Below are 14,447 nucleotides of genomic sequence, written 5' to 3' on the forward strand. Positions count from 1 at the left end.
ACAAGGAGGAGCATCGACCAATGTCTGCGGTAGCCGATCGGATCATGAAGCGTGTGCGCGGCAAGGGCCGCGGCTGGGTGTTCACGCCCAAGAACTTCGTCGACTTCGGCACGCGCGGGTCGGTCGACATGGCGCTGTCGCGTCTCGCGAGCGCCGGCGACATCCGCCGCATCGGCCGGGGCCTTTATGACTATCCGCGCCAGCATGACAAGCTCGGGGCGCTCAGTCCCGATCCCGCCAATGTCGCCAAGGCCCTCTCGACGCAGAGCGGGGACAAGCTCGCGCCGTCGGGCGCGGCGGCGGCGAACAGGCTCGGGCTATCGACCCAGGTTCCCGCCCGGGCCAGCTATGCCACCACCGGGCGGACCCGGGTCAGGCAAGCGGGCGGGCGCAGCCTGACGCTCAAGCACAGCCGTGCACCGGTGCTCGACAATGCGCCTGACTCGGTCAACGCGGTCGTGCAGGCGCTCGCGCATCTGGGGAAGGACAACATCGACAGCGACAAGATCCGGCACTTCGCCGCCCGTCTCGATGATCGCGACATGCGGATGCTCGCCCAGGCCCGGGCCGAGATGCCCGGGTGGATGGGCGACGTCGTCTTAAAGATCGGCGCCGCCCGCAATGGATGAGTTCGCGCGCCGCCCGGCCGAGGATCGCCGGGCCTATATCGATGAAGCCGCCGCGCGGCGGGATTTCACGCCCATCATCATCGAGAAGGATTTCTGGGTCTGCTGGACGCTGCGCCGCCTGATCATGTGCCCCGACCTTGCCGGTCATATGACCTTCAAGGGCGGGACGTCGCTGTCGAAGGCCTATGGGATCATCGAGCGCTTCTCCGAAGACATCGACCTCACCATTAGCCGCTCGGCGCCGCTGCTCATGGACGTCGCGTCGCCGATGGACGACGACATTACCGGCAAGGAGCGCGAGCGCCGGACCAGGGCGCTCAAGACGGCGGCGCAGGCCTATGTCGCGACCGTCGCAATGCCGCTCCTGGCGCGCGAAATCGAAGCCGCTCTCGGCACCAGCGAGGGCTGGAGCCTCGTCCTTGATCCCGACGACGAGGACGAACAGACGCTGCTCTTCGTCTACCCGCGCACTTCGGGCTACGGGCTCACCTATGGCGAGAATTACGGCGGTGCGGACGAAAGCGGATACATCAAGCAGCGCATCAAGCTCGAATTTGGCGCCCGCGGCGACACCGAACCGTTCGAGCTCCGACCCATATCACCCTATCTGGCCGAGGACTTTCGCGAGGAGCTGCCTGATGCGGTGACCGAAGTGCCAGCGCTCGCCGTCGCGCGGGACCTTCTGGGAAAAGGTCACGATCCTTCCTGCGATCCATCACAACGGCAAGCTGCGCGAGGGCATGTCGCGCCATTATTATGACGTGCTGATGCTTGACCAGGCCGGCGTCACGGCCGAAGCGCTGGCGCGGATCGAGTTGCTCGAGCAGGTCGTCCACAACAAGAGCCTGATGTTCGCGGACAAGTCAGCATCCTACGACACGGCGGTGCTTGGAACACTGCGCCTTTCGCCTGACGGAGCCGTTCTGGAGAAGCTTGATCGGGACTATAGCGCGATGGCGGACATGTTCATGGCCGCGCCGCCGAAATTCGATGCGCTGATGAAAGGGCTGGCGGCGATAGAGGCGGCGATTAACGGGCGCTAATGCCCGGGGGGTTGCGAAAGAGCTATCCAACTAAGTATTTGAAATAAAACAATAAAAGACTGATAATATATATTATGTTAAATCCACAACCAGCTGAGTTTCGTGCCTGCACAGAGATGAGCTAAATGCGGCACGAATGGAAGCGAGCGAGGGAACTTGCATGATCACCGCCAAGCACATCCCTTGGGAGCCGATCGCGACATTGCCGGAAGACCGGAAAGATGGCCGTCGCTTGCTGCTCTGGGAGGTTGACCTCCCTGTGATCGGGCGATGGGATAGCGACCGCGAAGGCTGGGAGGATCCCGAAAGCATGCATATCCTAGAAGAAGTCACCCATTGGGCTGACATCAATCCACCCGTGTGATGGGCTAACGCACGAGGGAGATCGCCCTCTTTTGAGAGTCCGGTCTGCCCAACATGGAGAAAAAGACCCACGATATCGATCGAGCCGTGGCGGCCTCCGATCAAAGATATTGTCTTGCATGTCGGAATATCCGACACTATATACAACTCATGTAGGCAAATCGTGCGAGGCGTAGATGGCGACAATTGCACCTACCAAGCCGGTTACGGTAGCATTCCCCAAGAGCGACGTCATCGCGGCGCTCGTGGCCGAGCTCATCGAAGTGGCGAAAGCGGAGGCGCAGGTACGCGGCATTCCGCTTCCCCCCGATAATCCCGAGATCATCAAGGCGCCTATTCCGATGGATTCGCTGTCGGTCGTCGATACGCTGTGCGCGCTTGAACCGGTTGTCGGCTTCGAGCTGCGCGAAAGTATCGTCCGCACAGGTGGCTACAGTTCGATCGAAGCCGCGCTCGAACATCTCGTTCCCAAGATCGAGCGCGTATGGATTCGCAAGAAAGGATCGAAGCCATGACCAATCTCGCATTGCGTCACGAGGACGACGAGGAGGAGCGGCGGCGCTTAGGCGAACGGCTGCGCGAGGCCCGGAAATATCTTGGCCTCAAGCAGGAAGAGGTCGCGGCCTATCTCAAGATCCCGCGCACGGGGCTTACCGACATCGAGAACGGGCAGCGCCGTGTCGAAGCGATCGAGTTAACCCGCCTCGCGCGTCTCTATCGTCAATCGGTCGGCTATTTCACTGGTGAGGACGAAACCTCGGCCAGCTTGCCGGCGGATGTCGCGCATCTGGCGCGGCGCGTTGCCGATCTGTCCGCTCAGGACCGCGAAGAGCTTGGCCGCTTCGCCGATTATCTGCGCGCACGGTCGGGCGGAGGACAAGGCTGACCATGGCGCTCGACTACGCGAGCGCGGTTCGAGCCGGGGCCATGGCCGCTGGGCGGCTGCATCGGCAGCTGAGCACGCGCGAAGTGATCGAACAGCAAGGTGGCAACGTCGATGTGTTCGGCGCGATCCACGCCGTCGACCTGCCGTTGTTGCTCCGGCCGCTCAAAGGGCTGCTCGGCGCCTATTTGAGCGATCCTGCGCACGGCGTCCTCGTTACGACCGAGCGGCCGATGAGCATTCAGCGCTTCACGGCGGCCCACGAGCTGGGGCATTTCTCGATGCAGCATCAACCCAGCCTTGATGACGAAAGCATCTTGCGGCGGATGCCAACATCGCCGGAGCCCGGAGGGCTGTTCCAGGAAACCGAGGCGGACGCCTTTGCGATTGCCTTCATGATGCCGAAATGGCTGATCCTGTCGCACAGCGCCCGCCAGGATTGGCAGGTCGATGATTTTCGCCGCGCCAACGTGGTTTATCAGCTCTCGCTTCGCTTGGGCGCCAGCTACGAAGCGACATGCCGGACGCTGCTGCGCTACAATCTGATCTCGCAATCGACCATGACCGATCTGTTGCGGACGCAGCCGCGCGCGCTGAAGATCGATCTTCTCAAGGATTATCGCCCGGCCAATTATCGCGGCGATGTCTGGCTTCTGACCGAACGCGACGCTGGCACGAGAATCGATGGCAGCCGCAACGACCTGTTTGTGCTCCGGCTCAAGGAACATAGCGGCGGCGGGTATCTGTGGGATTTCGACCAGCTTATCGCGAGCGGCTTCGCCATTGTTCGCGACGACCGCGAAGCGGTCGATGCGGACGCGATTGGCGGGCCGGTCGTTCGGAGAGTGACAGCCGCCATCGAGGCGGCGCAGCGGGGTCGGATGTCGATCGAGGAACGGCGGCCATGGCAGCCGGTGCCAGCGTTGGCCCATCTGACGTTCGACTTCGACCTGACCGGCCCCGAACCTGAAGGTCTCTCGCGCGCCGAGCGGCGGCATCTGCTCGAGGCCGCCTAGCTCCTATGATCCAGATCACGACCGATCTTCGGCCCTTGTTTGGTGCTGCGCGCGATCAAGGCGCGCGGCCCACCTGCATGGCCTTTGCGGCAAGCGATGCCCATGCCGGCCTACGCGACGGTTGGGCACCGCTTTCCTGCGAATTCGCCTTTTACCAAGCGCAGCGGCGTGCGGGCCGATCGCCGGCGCAGGGCGCGCTGCTGTCGGCGATGCTCGATGCGCTGCGCAGCGACGGCCAACCCGAAGAACAGGGCTGGCCCTACCTCCAGGCCGTCCCCGAAGACCATGGCTCGTGGAAGCCGCCGTCCGCCGTGGGTGAACGCTATGGGCGAGACGGCCAGCCGGGCGGAGCGAACCTCGCCTCGATCATCGCCTTGCTCGACCAAGGCCGGCCGGTCGTGATCCTGACGATGCTGTCGCGCTCGTTCTTCATGCCGACGGACGATGGCATCGTCGATCCCGCCAATGACGAACAGCCTGAACCGAGCCAGCGTCATGCCGTAATCGCGGTTGGGCACGGCCAAGTCGATGGTGCCACTGCAATTCTCGTTCGCAATAGCTGGGGTGCGGGATGGGGCATGGACGGACATGCCTGGCTGACGGAACGGTTCCTGGCGCCGCGGCTCTTCGCCACCGCGAATTTGATGGAGGCAGTCGATGTATCTTCCAGTACCCTCGCAGCCTGACTGCGTTTCCGCGTGGCGCGAGGCGGTGCGCGTCGTCGATGGCGCCCCCGGCCACCAAGCCTACAACGTCATCATCGACGTCGCCGATCCCTCGGCGCGCGCGACGCTTGCAGATCCCGTGGTCGCCGAGGTCGATGCCTTCCTTGCCGGGCGGGGCAAAAAGCCGATCGAGACGGTCGCCAACACCATCTTTCCGGCAGCGCTCTACCACCGCCACGGCGCGCCGCTCTTCTTCGATCGGTTCCGGGACAATGTGCTTCCAAAGGTCAGGTTGAAGGAAGCCTGGTCAGGCTACTATTTCGAGCGAATGATGCAGTTACCCCAACTTGACGGGCCGCCGATCAACCAGATTTGGGGGATCGTCGAGCGCCTGCGCAATCCAAAGGTGCGCGCGCTCAACAAGTTTGAACTGAGCGTTTTCGACCCTGCCCGCGACGTGAACGATTCGCCTTACGGCGGGCAGTGTCTGAGCTTCGCGAGCCTCAAGCTGATCGGCAAAGGCGATCAACGCCGGATCGCCATGACGGCATTCTACCGCAACCATTTCTACATCGAAAAGCTACTGGGCAATCTGATTGGGCTGGGCAGGTTGCAATCGTTCATTGCCAAAGAGGGAGGGGTCGGTCTCGGACCAATGACAATCGTCTCTACCCACGCCGAAATCGACACCGGCAAATGGAATCGCGGCGATCTCCAGCAGCTTTTTGCGCGCTGCGATCAGGCGAGTGCGCAACTCCTCGCGGCAGCATAAGGCGCCTCCAACGGCAGACGCGGCGTTTCGAGAGCGCCACCGTCGATCCCGTACATCGCGAACATGCCTTCGATGAAGTCGCGCTGCCCGCCATAGCTCGGATGGCGGACGGCCGTCGTCGGTATACCGACATCGCCAAGGGCTAGGTGAGCATCGCGCCCGATCGCAACGATGCGCCGGGGGTTGAGCATGGCAATCAGCGCTTGAAGCAAAGGCCAGGTCGCCTCGCGTTCTCCGCGGGTATGACAACGGTTCGACAAGGGATCGCCCGCTTCATGCGGATGGAACGGGAAGACGTTCCAGAGCATGACCGGCTGTCCGATCTGTTCGAGCACGCGCCAGACGATCGCCGCCGTCCGCTCGGCGACCGCCGGGCCTTGCGTCGCACGTTGAAGGGCGATGCCGCCCATCAACGCACCCGCCCGGTCGAGATGGACCTCATCGGTGAGGGGAACGCCCGTGCGCCGGCCACCGCGATAACCGAGGTCGCGGGCAATCCAGATGGTCTCGACCTTTGCATCCAAGGCAGCGATCAGCAACCGTTCCAGATTATCGCGCCGCTTGGCCGCCGCGTCGCGCCGGTCATGAACGGCGCAGCGATCGCGCCAGGGATTGAAAACGGAAGGAAGTTCGGTTGCCGCCAGAGTAGAAACGAAATGCTTGGGGGTCATGACGGCAGTTCCTTGATAAGCAGGCGACGATGGGCGAAGTCGATCGTGACGCGACCGCGCCGGTGTTTCTGGAGGAAGCGGAAGGCCGCGTAGCCCTGGAGGATCGCTTCCTCCCAGAGCCACAGCGGACAGCGTTCGGATTCGTAACCGACGACGAACTGGCGGACATGCTTGAGCATGTCCAGCGGCAGCCCGCCTGATTTTACCTTGTCGAAGTAGCGAAGCTGCTGGGCCTGGCCGAAAATCCACGAGGTGACGCCTTCCTCGATCAGGATCGCCCGCGCACCATCCTCCGCATCATCGAGCTTCGGGTCGCTCTTGCGCTTCAAGCGCAGCAATGCGCGGATGACGGGCGACCAGCCCAGGACCGCGACATGCGCATAGTGAAAGACGTCGTGGAAGCGATAATCGTCGGGTTCAACCGCATTGTCGGTGAGCCGATCACCGACGTAGACGCCACTCGATCGTTGATAGACGAAGGTCTGTCCGCGAACCTTGCGCTCATAGACGTCGATCGTCATCCGCCGTGGGAGATGCTCTTCGGGGTCCATCATGGCATCGAACGGAGCCGGATAAACTTTCTCGCGGGGCCAGCGGTCAAAGATCTTATGTAGGTTTTTGACGGCGGCCGCCTCGATCGTGACCCCGGAATCGTTGGCGGCCTGGATTAGCCTGCGCATGACCGCCACGAGTTGGCGAGCGAGCATCGCCTTGTCTCGCGTCAACGTCCCCAACTGGAAGCTATTGACGAGGACGCCGACCTCGCCGGCGAGCGCGAGCAGCGTGTGCTCGAACTGCGGCATGGGCGCCTTGGCTAGCGGAATGTGGGCTGGCTGGAGCGCATGGAAGCTCAAGGCACCGTTGTTTCCAGCCCGCCACTCGTCGTCGCCCCTCGCGGCATTTGCCGCGATGTCGCTTAGCGCCAGTGCGCTGCGGCGCGCGACGGCCGCCAAATACCAAAGAACGTCGCCGAGCTCCTCGGCAACGGCATCGGCATATCCGAGGTAAGAGGCAGCATCGCGTTGTTTCTTCTTCGCCTCGCTCAGAAGACTGCCCGCTTCGCCGAACAATCCGAGCATCGAGAAACCCAGAGCGCTCTTCCCGCTACGCTGGTCCGTCCGGGCAGCCTGCTTGGCGTAGTCGTCGATCGTCAGCGCCTCGAACTCGCCTGACATTAGTTGCGCTTCCGACGGTCGGAGATTGCCTCAGGCGGCACATTTACGCCGTAGGCCTCGAGCGCGCGCAGCACGATCATGCGGATGGGTTCGCGAGCGTCGAGCGCTCGCTGACCAAGATCGCGCTTGGTCACCCCTGGGACCTGGATTTGAAGATGCTCGTCATCGGCATCGCTGCGAGCCTCAACTTGTTTCATGAAAACAATAAATCAGAGTTTCATGAAAATATGAAACAGAAATTTATCAATCGGTGAATGATTGGTCCTCCGACAGCCGTAAACGGGGCAAACTGCGCTACCGGCTGCGAGATCGCTGCACAGGTGGATGGACTCTCGAGGATTCGTTTCGGTTGGGCGCAACGTCCAGACCCTTCCTGTTGCGCCCTTCCCTGAGCAGGGCAGGACGAATTTGATCACCTCGGTCAACGTGGTTTTGCAGTGTGGTGGTCGCGACCTTCATCACGCGCGAGATCGCTTCGGGATTGTCGAACAGTGCGGTTCGCACTACCGCTTCGATCACCCGCAACTGACTTTGCGCGGCTCGCTCGTTTCTGCCCACGGACGCCGCAGCTCGGGATCGAGCCGAGCGCTCGTGAGCTTGGGACTGATCTCGGCCGGACTCCCGGGTGACTGACGGAACGGCCGCCGGCGCGATGCTGTTGCGGTCATTGCCAAGCTTGAGGCGATCCAGCTCCTGCAGATCGCGCTCGTTCGGCCGATATCCTCGCACGTCGAGCCCTTGGCGGTTGGCCTCCAGCCATGCTGCCCGGCGAAAGGCCTCGCTGCCAGTAAGGTGAACATTCGTCCACCCACGATGCCGGGCGATCGCGACGAGATCACGCACGACCTCCTCACTGTCACTCGAAGTGACAAGGCGCCTCCCTTGGTCCCGAAATGCAGGCTCCTTGGCCTGAGCCGTCGTAAAGTAGGCAGGCTCGCCTGACCATTTGCTGGTCGATGAGAAGTAGCGTTTTTGCAGCGTCTCCGGCATGTCGCCGGTCGAGACCGATCGGGGCGGCCGCTGCCCCTTTTCCTTCTTTCCCAGGGGTTCGGGAGCATCAGGGCCGTGTTTTTCGGAACGGCCCGATGGCGATGCCTCACCGATTGAAATGGCATTGCTGCGCTTCCTAGCGCCCCGCGAACTCTCGGGTTTCTCAGCGGACATGGGCTGCCCTTTCCTGCATGAGGGACGTGGATGCCGATCCGGTCGGTGGTAAAACTGCCCGCTCGACCATCGCCGTCACGAAGGCGATTGCGGCAGCCTCGTCGCCCGGCGGCGGCAGTTCGGCCAGGTCACCCAGAACCAGCATGTCGTCCGTGATCTCTGCCGCGCCTGAAAGCTCGGCCTCGGTCATTTCCCGCATCGCAATTTCCTCCGGTATGGCGTTCCCCGAGCTCGTCGCCGGTTGCCGGCGGGTGCCACTCAGCCCAGGCGTGCCAGCACCGTGCTGCTCTAAAGCCGGAGTGGGGGAAGAAAGCATTGCCGCGATGGGACGGGCGGGCAGCACGGGCGGAGCGATCACTCGCCGCGTGAAGCGCGGCATCCGGTAATAGGCAATCTTGCGACCTCGAATGGGCGGGATGCCGGCGCGGAGGAGCAGGAGCTCGCTCTTGGGTAGCTGCATCAGCTCCTGCGGCAGCAAGAGTGCGCGGCGCTGGTCGGATTCCGAGATGCTTCGGTTCGCCAGCAGCCCGTGGATGGTGCGGCTGCGGGATTTCACGCTCATCGTGAAAAAGCCGAGCCGTTCGGAAAGTTCGTTCGCGACCTTTAGCTCCTTGGGCGTGAAGACAACCTCGAGCCCGCAATTGGCGATGATCTCGTCGGTGACATCGGGACCATAGATTGCGCGAAGCTGGGATCGGCTCTGAATGACCGGGACCAGACGTAGGCCATAGCCGGCGACATAGGAAAAGCCGCTCGCAATCACCGAGGCTTTGCCGAGCCTGGCGAACTCGTCGAGCAGGACCAGGACCGGGACATTGGTCGCGCCCTCAGGAAGATCGCGGGTGTTGAGATCCACGAGTTGCTGCAGGAACAGGCTGTAGATCGGCGCGATGCGGTCGATATTGTCGGGCGACACGCCAAGGTAAATCGACATGCGCCGACGCCGTACCTCGCGCAGGTCGAAGTCGCTTTCCGAGGTGGCGGCATCCACCATGGGGTTGAGCCAGAGATTGAGCCGCGCGGTGATGGTCTGCTTGATCCCGGAAAAGGTGTTGTCCGAGGCCGAGGTGAAATCCTGGATCGCGGACACGCACGCTTGGCTGAGGCGCTGGCCCACCCTGCGGGCTTCCTGAAGCGTTGCGGGAAGGTCGCTCTTGGGATCCCCGCTCGTGAGGCGGCGGTATATCTCGCCGATGGTGAAGGGCAGGCCCGGGTTGGATGCGACCAGGGCGCCGACGCCGACAAAGGCCGCTCGCGCGGCCTCCGCCCAGAAGGGATCGGATCGCTCGGGCGCGGGGAAAAGCATGCCCGCGATCTTCTGCAGCTCGTTGACGACCTCTATGTCATCAGTCCGTCTGATGTGCGCCAGGGGGTTGTACCGCGCCGTCCGCCCCTCCGCGTCGAGCGGATCGAACAGATGCACGGCCTGGCCGGCCCGTGCACGATACCCCGCGCTTGCGCCCCAGTTCTCCCGTTTCACGTCGAGCACGACCACCGAATCTGGCCAGGTCAGCAGATTGGGAATGACGACGCCCACGCCCTTGCCCGCTCGTGTGGGTGCCTCGAGCAGAACATGCTCGCTCCCGCCGAATATCAGGAAACGTCCAGCCTTGCGGCCGACAACGATGCCGGACGCGGCGCGAAGGCCCTCCCGCCGGATCTCGCCTTCGCGCGCAAACCGGGCGGTGCCGTGCAATGCCGGCCCGCGGCGCAGAATTCCAATCGCGAGGAGCCCGACCACAACTGCGCCCGCCAGCGCCCCGCGCTTTAGCCAAAGAATAAGCAGTGGGTCCGCCCGATAGTACCACAGCCATGCGGGCAAGGCCGTGAGGTCGGTGTGAGAGCCGATCTGGCCCAGCCCAAAGAGGGCAACCAGCACGGCGATGGCGCAGCACAATAAGGTGCCGCCGGCAACGGACAGGCCGATCATCCAGAAGCTACGCTGCACCGGCATCGCCCACCTTCGGGTGGAAGTAGACCTCTTCGACCTCGAAGCGGCCGCCATGGCGCCGGGTCTGGACGACCACATCGATGAGCATTCGCAAAAGTCCGCGGATATCATCGCGCGCGAGATCTCGGCCGCCCTCGGATTCCTTGACCAGTAGCGTCAGCTGCTCGAAGGCACCCGCCGCAGAGCCGGCATGCACCGTGGTGATCGACCCAGGGTGCCCCGAATTGACATTGCGCAGGTAGAAGAACGCGGTGCCGTCGCGCAGCTCCTGCAGCAGGATCCGATCCGGGCGCATGCGCAGCGCGCTCTCGAGAAGTTGCTTGGGACCGACCTTTGCAAGGCCCTGCCCCTCGCTCGAATAGACCATATGAACGACATTGCGATGGGGCACGATGAGTTCGCGTGTGTCCTCGATCGTAAGCAGTCGCTCGTCGGGCGGGATGAGCTGGATGAGCGCTTTCGCCAAGGTCGTCTTGCCGGACCCGGTTGCACCGCTGACCAGGATATTCTTGCGCGCGGCGACCGCGACCTTGAAGAAGGCCGGCCAGTCGCCCGCATCGCGAAGTGCCACCAACTCGGCGTCGGTTTCGGTAAGGCCCCGGGCGCTCGCGCGCGTCGTGTCAAAGAGGCCAGCGCGTGCGAGCTGGTCGATCGGCAGGGTTACGGTCGAGGGCTTGCGTATCGTAAAGGACGGGCAGCCGCTCGGCGTCACCGACGGGATTACGATCTGGCAGCGCTCGCCGCCTGGGAGGACGGTCGAACAGATCGGGGTCTGCCCATCGATGTCCTGGTGCGTGAAGCTTGCCGCGGCGACGGCGAGCGTTCCAAGCCACTCGCTGTCGAGTTCGGACAGCTCATGCCATCGCCACCCCTGCCGGTCCTCGATTCCCGCCTCGCCCGGACGGTTGATGACGAGCTCGGTCACATCATCTGGCTCCAGCAACGGAAGAAGCGGTTCGAGGTAGTGACGAAGGACGGCGGTGTCGCGCATGGCTTACCGCCGCAGCTCTAGATTGTAGACATCGGCGAAGTTGAAGTCCTTGGCGACGAAGATACCGACCTCCTCGCCCTGGTTCTTTTTCAGCACCGGCCGGATATTGATGTTGTTCTGGAGCGCGATCGCGGCCCCTTCGCTCGGCGCACGCGTGACATTGTTGAAATTGCCGTTGCCGCTCGATGCGGCCTGCCCGGCAATATAGGCGGCGTCATCGACGAGCGAGAGCAGGAGCGCGCCGCCGAACCGTGCCCAAAAGAAGCTGTCGACCGCCCCAGCAAGCCCGGCGCGGCCGAGCGCGTCTGACCCAGGCGAGGCAAGGTCGATGCGGACGCCTTGTGGCGTCACCGCCCGGGTCCAAAGCACAAAGAGGCGGTTCTGACCCTGTTGGATACCTCCGCGATACTCGCCGAGCACGCGCGTGCCCTTTTCCATGAGCACGACCCGGCCATTCTCGGAGTAGACATCGCGCGGGATCATGCAGGACGTGTATCCAGGCTGCGCGGAATTGATGGCCGTCTGAAGGGTGCAGGGAATCAATGTCCCCGCAGTGATCAGAAAATTGCGATTGGGGAGCATCGAGGCTCGCGCTTCGCCTACGGCCGAACTTTGCCGCAGAAGATCCAGCGCATTGGGCGCCCCGCCCTCAGCGCTCCCTGGCGTTCCTGAATTTTCGGTCGGTTGCGCGCCCGAGGCCGCCGCCGGACCTTGCGAGGTCTCCCCACCGAGATCGCGCCCGCCATAGGCGATGAGTGTCGACCGTCGCGCCCGGTCGGCGAGGTTGGGCCGGGCGCCCGTCCCTCCTGTCGGTCCTGGCGCCGCACCGGGCTGCATGGCAGGGACGATCTGACCGTCGGGGCCAGGAACCCCTGCTGCGGGATTGAGCACAGGTGCGTTGGGATCGCTCCCGCCTGCGCCCAGCGGTCTCGGCTGCGGAGCGACCGCCGCGTAATCGACGGTTTCCCGCGCCACGATATCGCGCCGCTCTTGGGCCGCCCCGCCCGGTGCAGTGAGGTCACGATTGGAGCCCTGTTGGCTCGTCCCGGAATTAACCCACAGGATGCCCAGTACCATCGCCGTGCCGGCAAAGATGAGGGCGGTATTGCGCTTGGAAGGCGTCATCCCCCCGATCGGCTCGATACCGCGCTCGTGCAGGATCTCGTCTTTCTCCGGCGTGAGATCGGCGCTCGGCAGAAGGCGCGAAACGGAGGATGGATCTTCGGCCATGGCTCATTCCTGCGGATGTGTGATGGTGCGCTCGACATGGGGCGACCCGGTGTTCGTCCCATGATCGACCCCATAGGGTTCTGGCGCCTGATTATAGATGCACAGCACCTCGCCGCCTCGCCGAAGGCGCAGCTGACGCGCCACCAAATGGACGACGACGAATTCGTCGCGGACGTCGAAGGGGACCAGCGTCTCAGATCCGTCCGGTCGCACCAGATATATCGCCGGCACCTCGCGGTTCGCGGGGAAACGCAACACCGTGAACTGCCCGTTATCGGAGACCTCCGACGGCTGAAGCTCGCTGGAGCCCTGCACCTTGTAGTTCATGTTGCGAGGCCCTTCGACGACCGCATGATCGAGAGCGCCGCGAACGGCGCGGCCCTCTAGGGCAGCGGCCTGCATGGCAATCTGCGCGGCCCTGAGACGCGCGGCGCGGTCGGCGTCGTCCCTGGGATATCGGAACCGCACCTGAAAATAGGCTTGGCCGTTGCGGCCCGTGATCGGACCGCTGCGAGCGGTCAACTCGAACGCATAGCTGCGCAATTCGCCTCCGCGCGACGTGGTGACGATGAGATTGGTCGGTCCGGCACGCTCACGCGGCTTGAGGAACAGGATGTGCCCGGCGACGGCGACCTCCCAAGATACGGTGTCGCCCAGCGCGACGTGCTGGATCGTCTCATCGTCGCTCAGGACAATCTGCGTTGCGGTCCGGAACGTGCCGACGATCCGATAGACCTCGGTCTCTTCATATTCGACGAACTTGACGCGCGGGTCGGACGGACCACCTCGCGGAACTTCGACCGCGTGCGCCGCCGTTACAGGCACCAGCGCGCAAATGATGGCGGCGGAGAGTGCCCTCATCGGATCACCTCCGGATCGGCACGATAGTTTTCGACCTGGAATCCCAGCGGGTTCCGGTAGCGATCGCCTTCCGCCATGGGCGCGTTGGCGTAGGCGAACGTGATCGTGGCGATCCAATCGCTGTTCTGAACGTCGGTCTCGGTCTGGACCGTCCGCGTGAACCGCACATTGGCGACGCGATCGTTGATGAAGGCGATGTTGCGCACGCGCGCTTGCACGACGGCATTCTTGCCCCAGACATTTTGGGGACTTGCGCCATTGTTGCTGCTGTAGAAGCGCGCCCAGCGCTGCTGTTCAGTCGGTTGCGAGAGGATCGTCACGAACCGAAAATTTTCTTCGGCCGCTGCCGGGATCCAGCTTTCGCGGGTTCTCACATACTGGGCGAGGAAGTATTTGGTGACCGCCTCATCGTAGCGCATCGGCCGCTGGGTGAGCGCGGTCTGGACATCCACCGCGCCGGTGGTCTGGTTGACGCGAATAACATAGGGCACGACAGTCTTGAGAGGTGTCAGAGCCGCAACTGCGAAGATCGAGGCCGCGGCCAGGAGTGAGGCGATGGCCGCGATGCTCCAAGCGATGCGGGTCGAGCGCAGCGCGTTCCGGATCCTGTCCTGATCCCAGCTTCGTGCGTCCCGGAAATAGCGCTGCAGCCCCGATGCCGGCACGGCCTCCGAGCGGTCATCAGCAGCTCGCATAATGCGATCCCCTTGGTGCGAACGAGACCTTGTCGTCCGAGGTAGACGGCGACGGCACGGCGGGCGGCGGGGGCGGATCGCCGTCTCGAGGATGGGACAGGGGCGGTATGGGCGGCGCAACTCTTGGTGCCGTGGTGGCAGGCACTGGCGAGCCAGGCAGGACGCTTCCGTAGATGTTCACGTCTCGCAGGCGATGACCATTGCAAACCGCGAGCTTCTTGGGTCCGGAAGCACAGCCCGCGACGCCGAGCACAGCTAAGCCACCGACTAGGCAAGCGACGCTGCGGCGGAAGCTCGAGGCGGAAATTCGCGGAAAAAGGAAAGTCATGATGATGCCT

The 14,447-nt window shown here is 63.4% G+C and carries 18 protein-coding genes; 9 read left to right on the forward strand and 9 right to left on the reverse strand.

What is annotated here, in order from left to right; translation table 11 throughout:
• Positions 1-20: 20 nt before the first annotated feature.
• The 9 genes from CMV14_RS24110 (at position 21) to CMV14_RS24145 (ending at position 5,371) form a co-directional block, all read left to right on the forward strand.
• On the forward strand, positions 21-629 hold the full coding sequence (locus CMV14_RS24110; protein ID WP_021245567.1) for a DUF6088 family protein: 609 nt from the start codon (positions 21-23) through the stop codon (positions 627-629).
• Positions 622-1,389, forward strand: coding sequence for a nucleotidyl transferase AbiEii/AbiGii toxin family protein (locus tag CMV14_RS27440; RefSeq protein ID WP_237267768.1), 768 nt, complete (start codon positions 622-624; stop codon positions 1,387-1,389). Before CMV14_RS24110 ends, CMV14_RS27440 begins: the two co-directional genes overlap by 8 nt.
• Positions 1,358-1,672, forward strand: coding sequence for a nucleotidyl transferase AbiEii/AbiGii toxin family protein (locus CMV14_RS27445; protein WP_236614771.1), 315 nt, complete (start codon positions 1,358-1,360; stop codon positions 1,670-1,672). The genes CMV14_RS27440 and CMV14_RS27445 overlap by 32 nt, the downstream gene beginning before the upstream one ends.
• A gap of 160 nt (positions 1,673-1,832) precedes the next feature.
• Positions 1,833-2,036, forward strand: coding sequence for a hypothetical protein (locus CMV14_RS24120; protein ID WP_013039051.1), 204 nt, complete (start codon positions 1,833-1,835; stop codon positions 2,034-2,036).
• 175 nt (positions 2,037-2,211) lie between these two features.
• Entirely contained in the window at positions 2,212-2,550 is a 339-nt protein-coding gene (locus tag CMV14_RS24125) for a hypothetical protein (RefSeq protein WP_013039052.1), read from the forward strand.
• Positions 2,547-2,921, forward strand: coding sequence for a helix-turn-helix domain-containing protein (locus tag CMV14_RS24130; protein WP_013039053.1), 375 nt, complete (start codon positions 2,547-2,549; stop codon positions 2,919-2,921). The genes CMV14_RS24125 and CMV14_RS24130 overlap by 4 nt, the downstream gene beginning before the upstream one ends.
• Before the next feature lie 2 nt (positions 2,922-2,923).
• Positions 2,924-3,934, forward strand: a complete 1,011-nt coding sequence (locus CMV14_RS24135) for an ImmA/IrrE family metallo-endopeptidase (RefSeq protein WP_013039054.1) — start codon at positions 2,924-2,926, stop codon at positions 3,932-3,934.
• Between the two features lie 5 nt (positions 3,935-3,939).
• Entirely contained in the window at positions 3,940-4,620 is a 681-nt protein-coding gene (locus tag CMV14_RS24140; protein ID WP_013039055.1) for a C1 family peptidase, read from the forward strand.
• Positions 4,592-5,371, forward strand: a complete 780-nt coding sequence (locus tag CMV14_RS24145) for a hypothetical protein (protein ID WP_013039056.1) — start codon at positions 4,592-4,594, stop codon at positions 5,369-5,371. The genes CMV14_RS24140 and CMV14_RS24145 overlap by 29 nt, the downstream gene beginning before the upstream one ends.
• Here the strand turns inward: CMV14_RS24145 and CMV14_RS24150 are convergent.
• The 9 genes from CMV14_RS24150 to CMV14_RS24190 all read right to left on the reverse strand — a co-directional run bounded on the left by CMV14_RS24150 (position 5,338) and on the right by CMV14_RS24190 (position 14,109).
• Positions 5,338-6,042 carry a uracil-DNA glycosylase family protein gene (locus tag CMV14_RS24150; protein WP_013039057.1) on the reverse strand — a complete coding sequence of 235 codons (705 nt, stop codon included), beginning with the start codon at positions 6,040-6,042 and terminating at the stop codon, positions 5,338-5,340. The two genes, CMV14_RS24145 and CMV14_RS24150, sit on opposite strands and share 34 nt — an antisense overlap.
• Entirely contained in the window at positions 6,039-7,217 is a 1,179-nt protein-coding gene (locus tag CMV14_RS24155; RefSeq protein ID WP_021245305.1) for a nucleoside triphosphate pyrophosphohydrolase family protein, read from the reverse strand. The genes CMV14_RS24150 and CMV14_RS24155 overlap by 4 nt, the downstream gene beginning before the upstream one ends.
• Positions 7,217-7,414: a hypothetical protein gene (locus CMV14_RS24160; protein ID WP_021245304.1), complete on the reverse strand. Its 198-nt coding sequence runs from the start codon at positions 7,412-7,414 to the stop codon at positions 7,217-7,219. The genes CMV14_RS24155 and CMV14_RS24160 overlap by 1 nt, the downstream gene beginning before the upstream one ends.
• Before the next feature lie 97 nt (positions 7,415-7,511).
• The gene (locus CMV14_RS24165; RefSeq protein ID WP_031291273.1) at positions 7,512-8,381 is read right to left on the reverse strand and encodes an LPD7 domain-containing protein; all 870 of its coding nucleotides are present in this window, start codon (positions 8,379-8,381) and stop codon (positions 7,512-7,514) included.
• Positions 8,371-10,335, reverse strand: coding sequence for a type IV secretory system conjugative DNA transfer family protein (locus CMV14_RS24170; RefSeq protein WP_021245302.1), 1,965 nt, complete (start codon positions 10,333-10,335; stop codon positions 8,371-8,373). Before CMV14_RS24170 ends, CMV14_RS24165 begins: the two co-directional genes overlap by 11 nt.
• Positions 10,319-11,323 carry a P-type DNA transfer ATPase VirB11 gene (gene virB11, locus CMV14_RS24175; protein ID WP_013039062.1) on the reverse strand — a complete coding sequence of 335 codons (1,005 nt, stop codon included), beginning with the start codon at positions 11,321-11,323 and terminating at the stop codon, positions 10,319-10,321. Before virB11 ends, CMV14_RS24170 begins: the two co-directional genes overlap by 17 nt.
• 3 nt (positions 11,324-11,326) lie before the next feature.
• Entirely contained in the window at positions 11,327-12,553 is a 1,227-nt protein-coding gene (gene virB10 / locus CMV14_RS24180) for a type IV secretion system protein VirB10 (RefSeq protein ID WP_013849913.1), read from the reverse strand.
• Positions 12,554-12,556: 3 nt separating this feature from the next.
• Positions 12,557-13,414: a P-type conjugative transfer protein VirB9 gene (gene virB9, locus CMV14_RS24185; protein ID WP_013039064.1), complete on the reverse strand. Its 858-nt coding sequence runs from the start codon at positions 13,412-13,414 to the stop codon at positions 12,557-12,559.
• Positions 13,411-14,109: a VirB8 family type IV secretion system protein gene (locus CMV14_RS24190; protein WP_013039065.1), complete on the reverse strand. Its 699-nt coding sequence runs from the start codon at positions 14,107-14,109 to the stop codon at positions 13,411-13,413. Before CMV14_RS24190 ends, virB9 begins: the two co-directional genes overlap by 4 nt.
• Between the last annotated feature and the right edge of the window lie 338 nt (positions 14,110-14,447).

The sequence above is a fragment of the Rhizorhabdus dicambivorans genome (assembly GCF_002355275.1).
Taxonomy (GTDB): domain Bacteria; phylum Pseudomonadota; class Alphaproteobacteria; order Sphingomonadales; family Sphingomonadaceae; genus Rhizorhabdus; species Rhizorhabdus dicambivorans.

Coding starts and splice junctions, on each gene's coding strand:
- CMV14_RS24120 (WP_013039051.1), top strand. CDS start 1,833: ATGATCACCGCCAAGCACATCCCTTGGGAGCCGATCGCGACATTGCCG.
- CMV14_RS24190 (WP_013039065.1), bottom strand. CDS start 14,109: ATGCGAGCTGCTGATGACCGCTCGGAGGCCGTGCCGGCATCGGGGCTG.
- CMV14_RS27440 (WP_237267768.1), top strand. CDS start 622: ATGGATGAGTTCGCGCGCCGCCCGGCCGAGGATCGCCGGGCCTATATC.
- CMV14_RS24170 (WP_021245302.1), bottom strand. CDS start 10,335: ATGCCGGTGCAGCGTAGCTTCTGGATGATCGGCCTGTCCGTTGCCGGC.
- CMV14_RS24125 (WP_013039052.1), top strand. CDS start 2,212: ATGGCGACAATTGCACCTACCAAGCCGGTTACGGTAGCATTCCCCAAG.
- CMV14_RS24140 (WP_013039055.1), top strand. CDS start 3,940: ATGATCCAGATCACGACCGATCTTCGGCCCTTGTTTGGTGCTGCGCGC.
- CMV14_RS24150 (WP_013039057.1), bottom strand. CDS start 6,042: ATGACCCCCAAGCATTTCGTTTCTACTCTGGCGGCAACCGAACTTCCT.
- CMV14_RS24145 (WP_013039056.1), top strand. CDS start 4,592: ATGTATCTTCCAGTACCCTCGCAGCCTGACTGCGTTTCCGCGTGGCGC.
- CMV14_RS24110 (WP_021245567.1), top strand. CDS start 21: ATGTCTGCGGTAGCCGATCGGATCATGAAGCGTGTGCGCGGCAAGGGC.
- virB9 (WP_013039064.1), bottom strand. CDS start 13,414: ATGAGGGCACTCTCCGCCGCCATCATTTGCGCGCTGGTGCCTGTAACG.
- CMV14_RS24130 (WP_013039053.1), top strand. CDS start 2,547: ATGACCAATCTCGCATTGCGTCACGAGGACGACGAGGAGGAGCGGCGG.
- virB11 (WP_013039062.1), bottom strand. CDS start 11,323: ATGCGCGACACCGCCGTCCTTCGTCACTACCTCGAACCGCTTCTTCCG.
- CMV14_RS24160 (WP_021245304.1), bottom strand. CDS start 7,414: ATGAAACAAGTTGAGGCTCGCAGCGATGCCGATGACGAGCATCTTCAA.
- virB10 (WP_013849913.1), bottom strand. CDS start 12,553: ATGGCCGAAGATCCATCCTCCGTTTCGCGCCTTCTGCCGAGCGCCGAT.
- CMV14_RS24155 (WP_021245305.1), bottom strand. CDS start 7,217: ATGTCAGGCGAGTTCGAGGCGCTGACGATCGACGACTACGCCAAGCAG.
- CMV14_RS24165 (WP_031291273.1), bottom strand. CDS start 8,381: ATGTCCGCTGAGAAACCCGAGAGTTCGCGGGGCGCTAGGAAGCGCAGC.
- CMV14_RS24135 (WP_013039054.1), top strand. CDS start 2,924: ATGGCGCTCGACTACGCGAGCGCGGTTCGAGCCGGGGCCATGGCCGCT.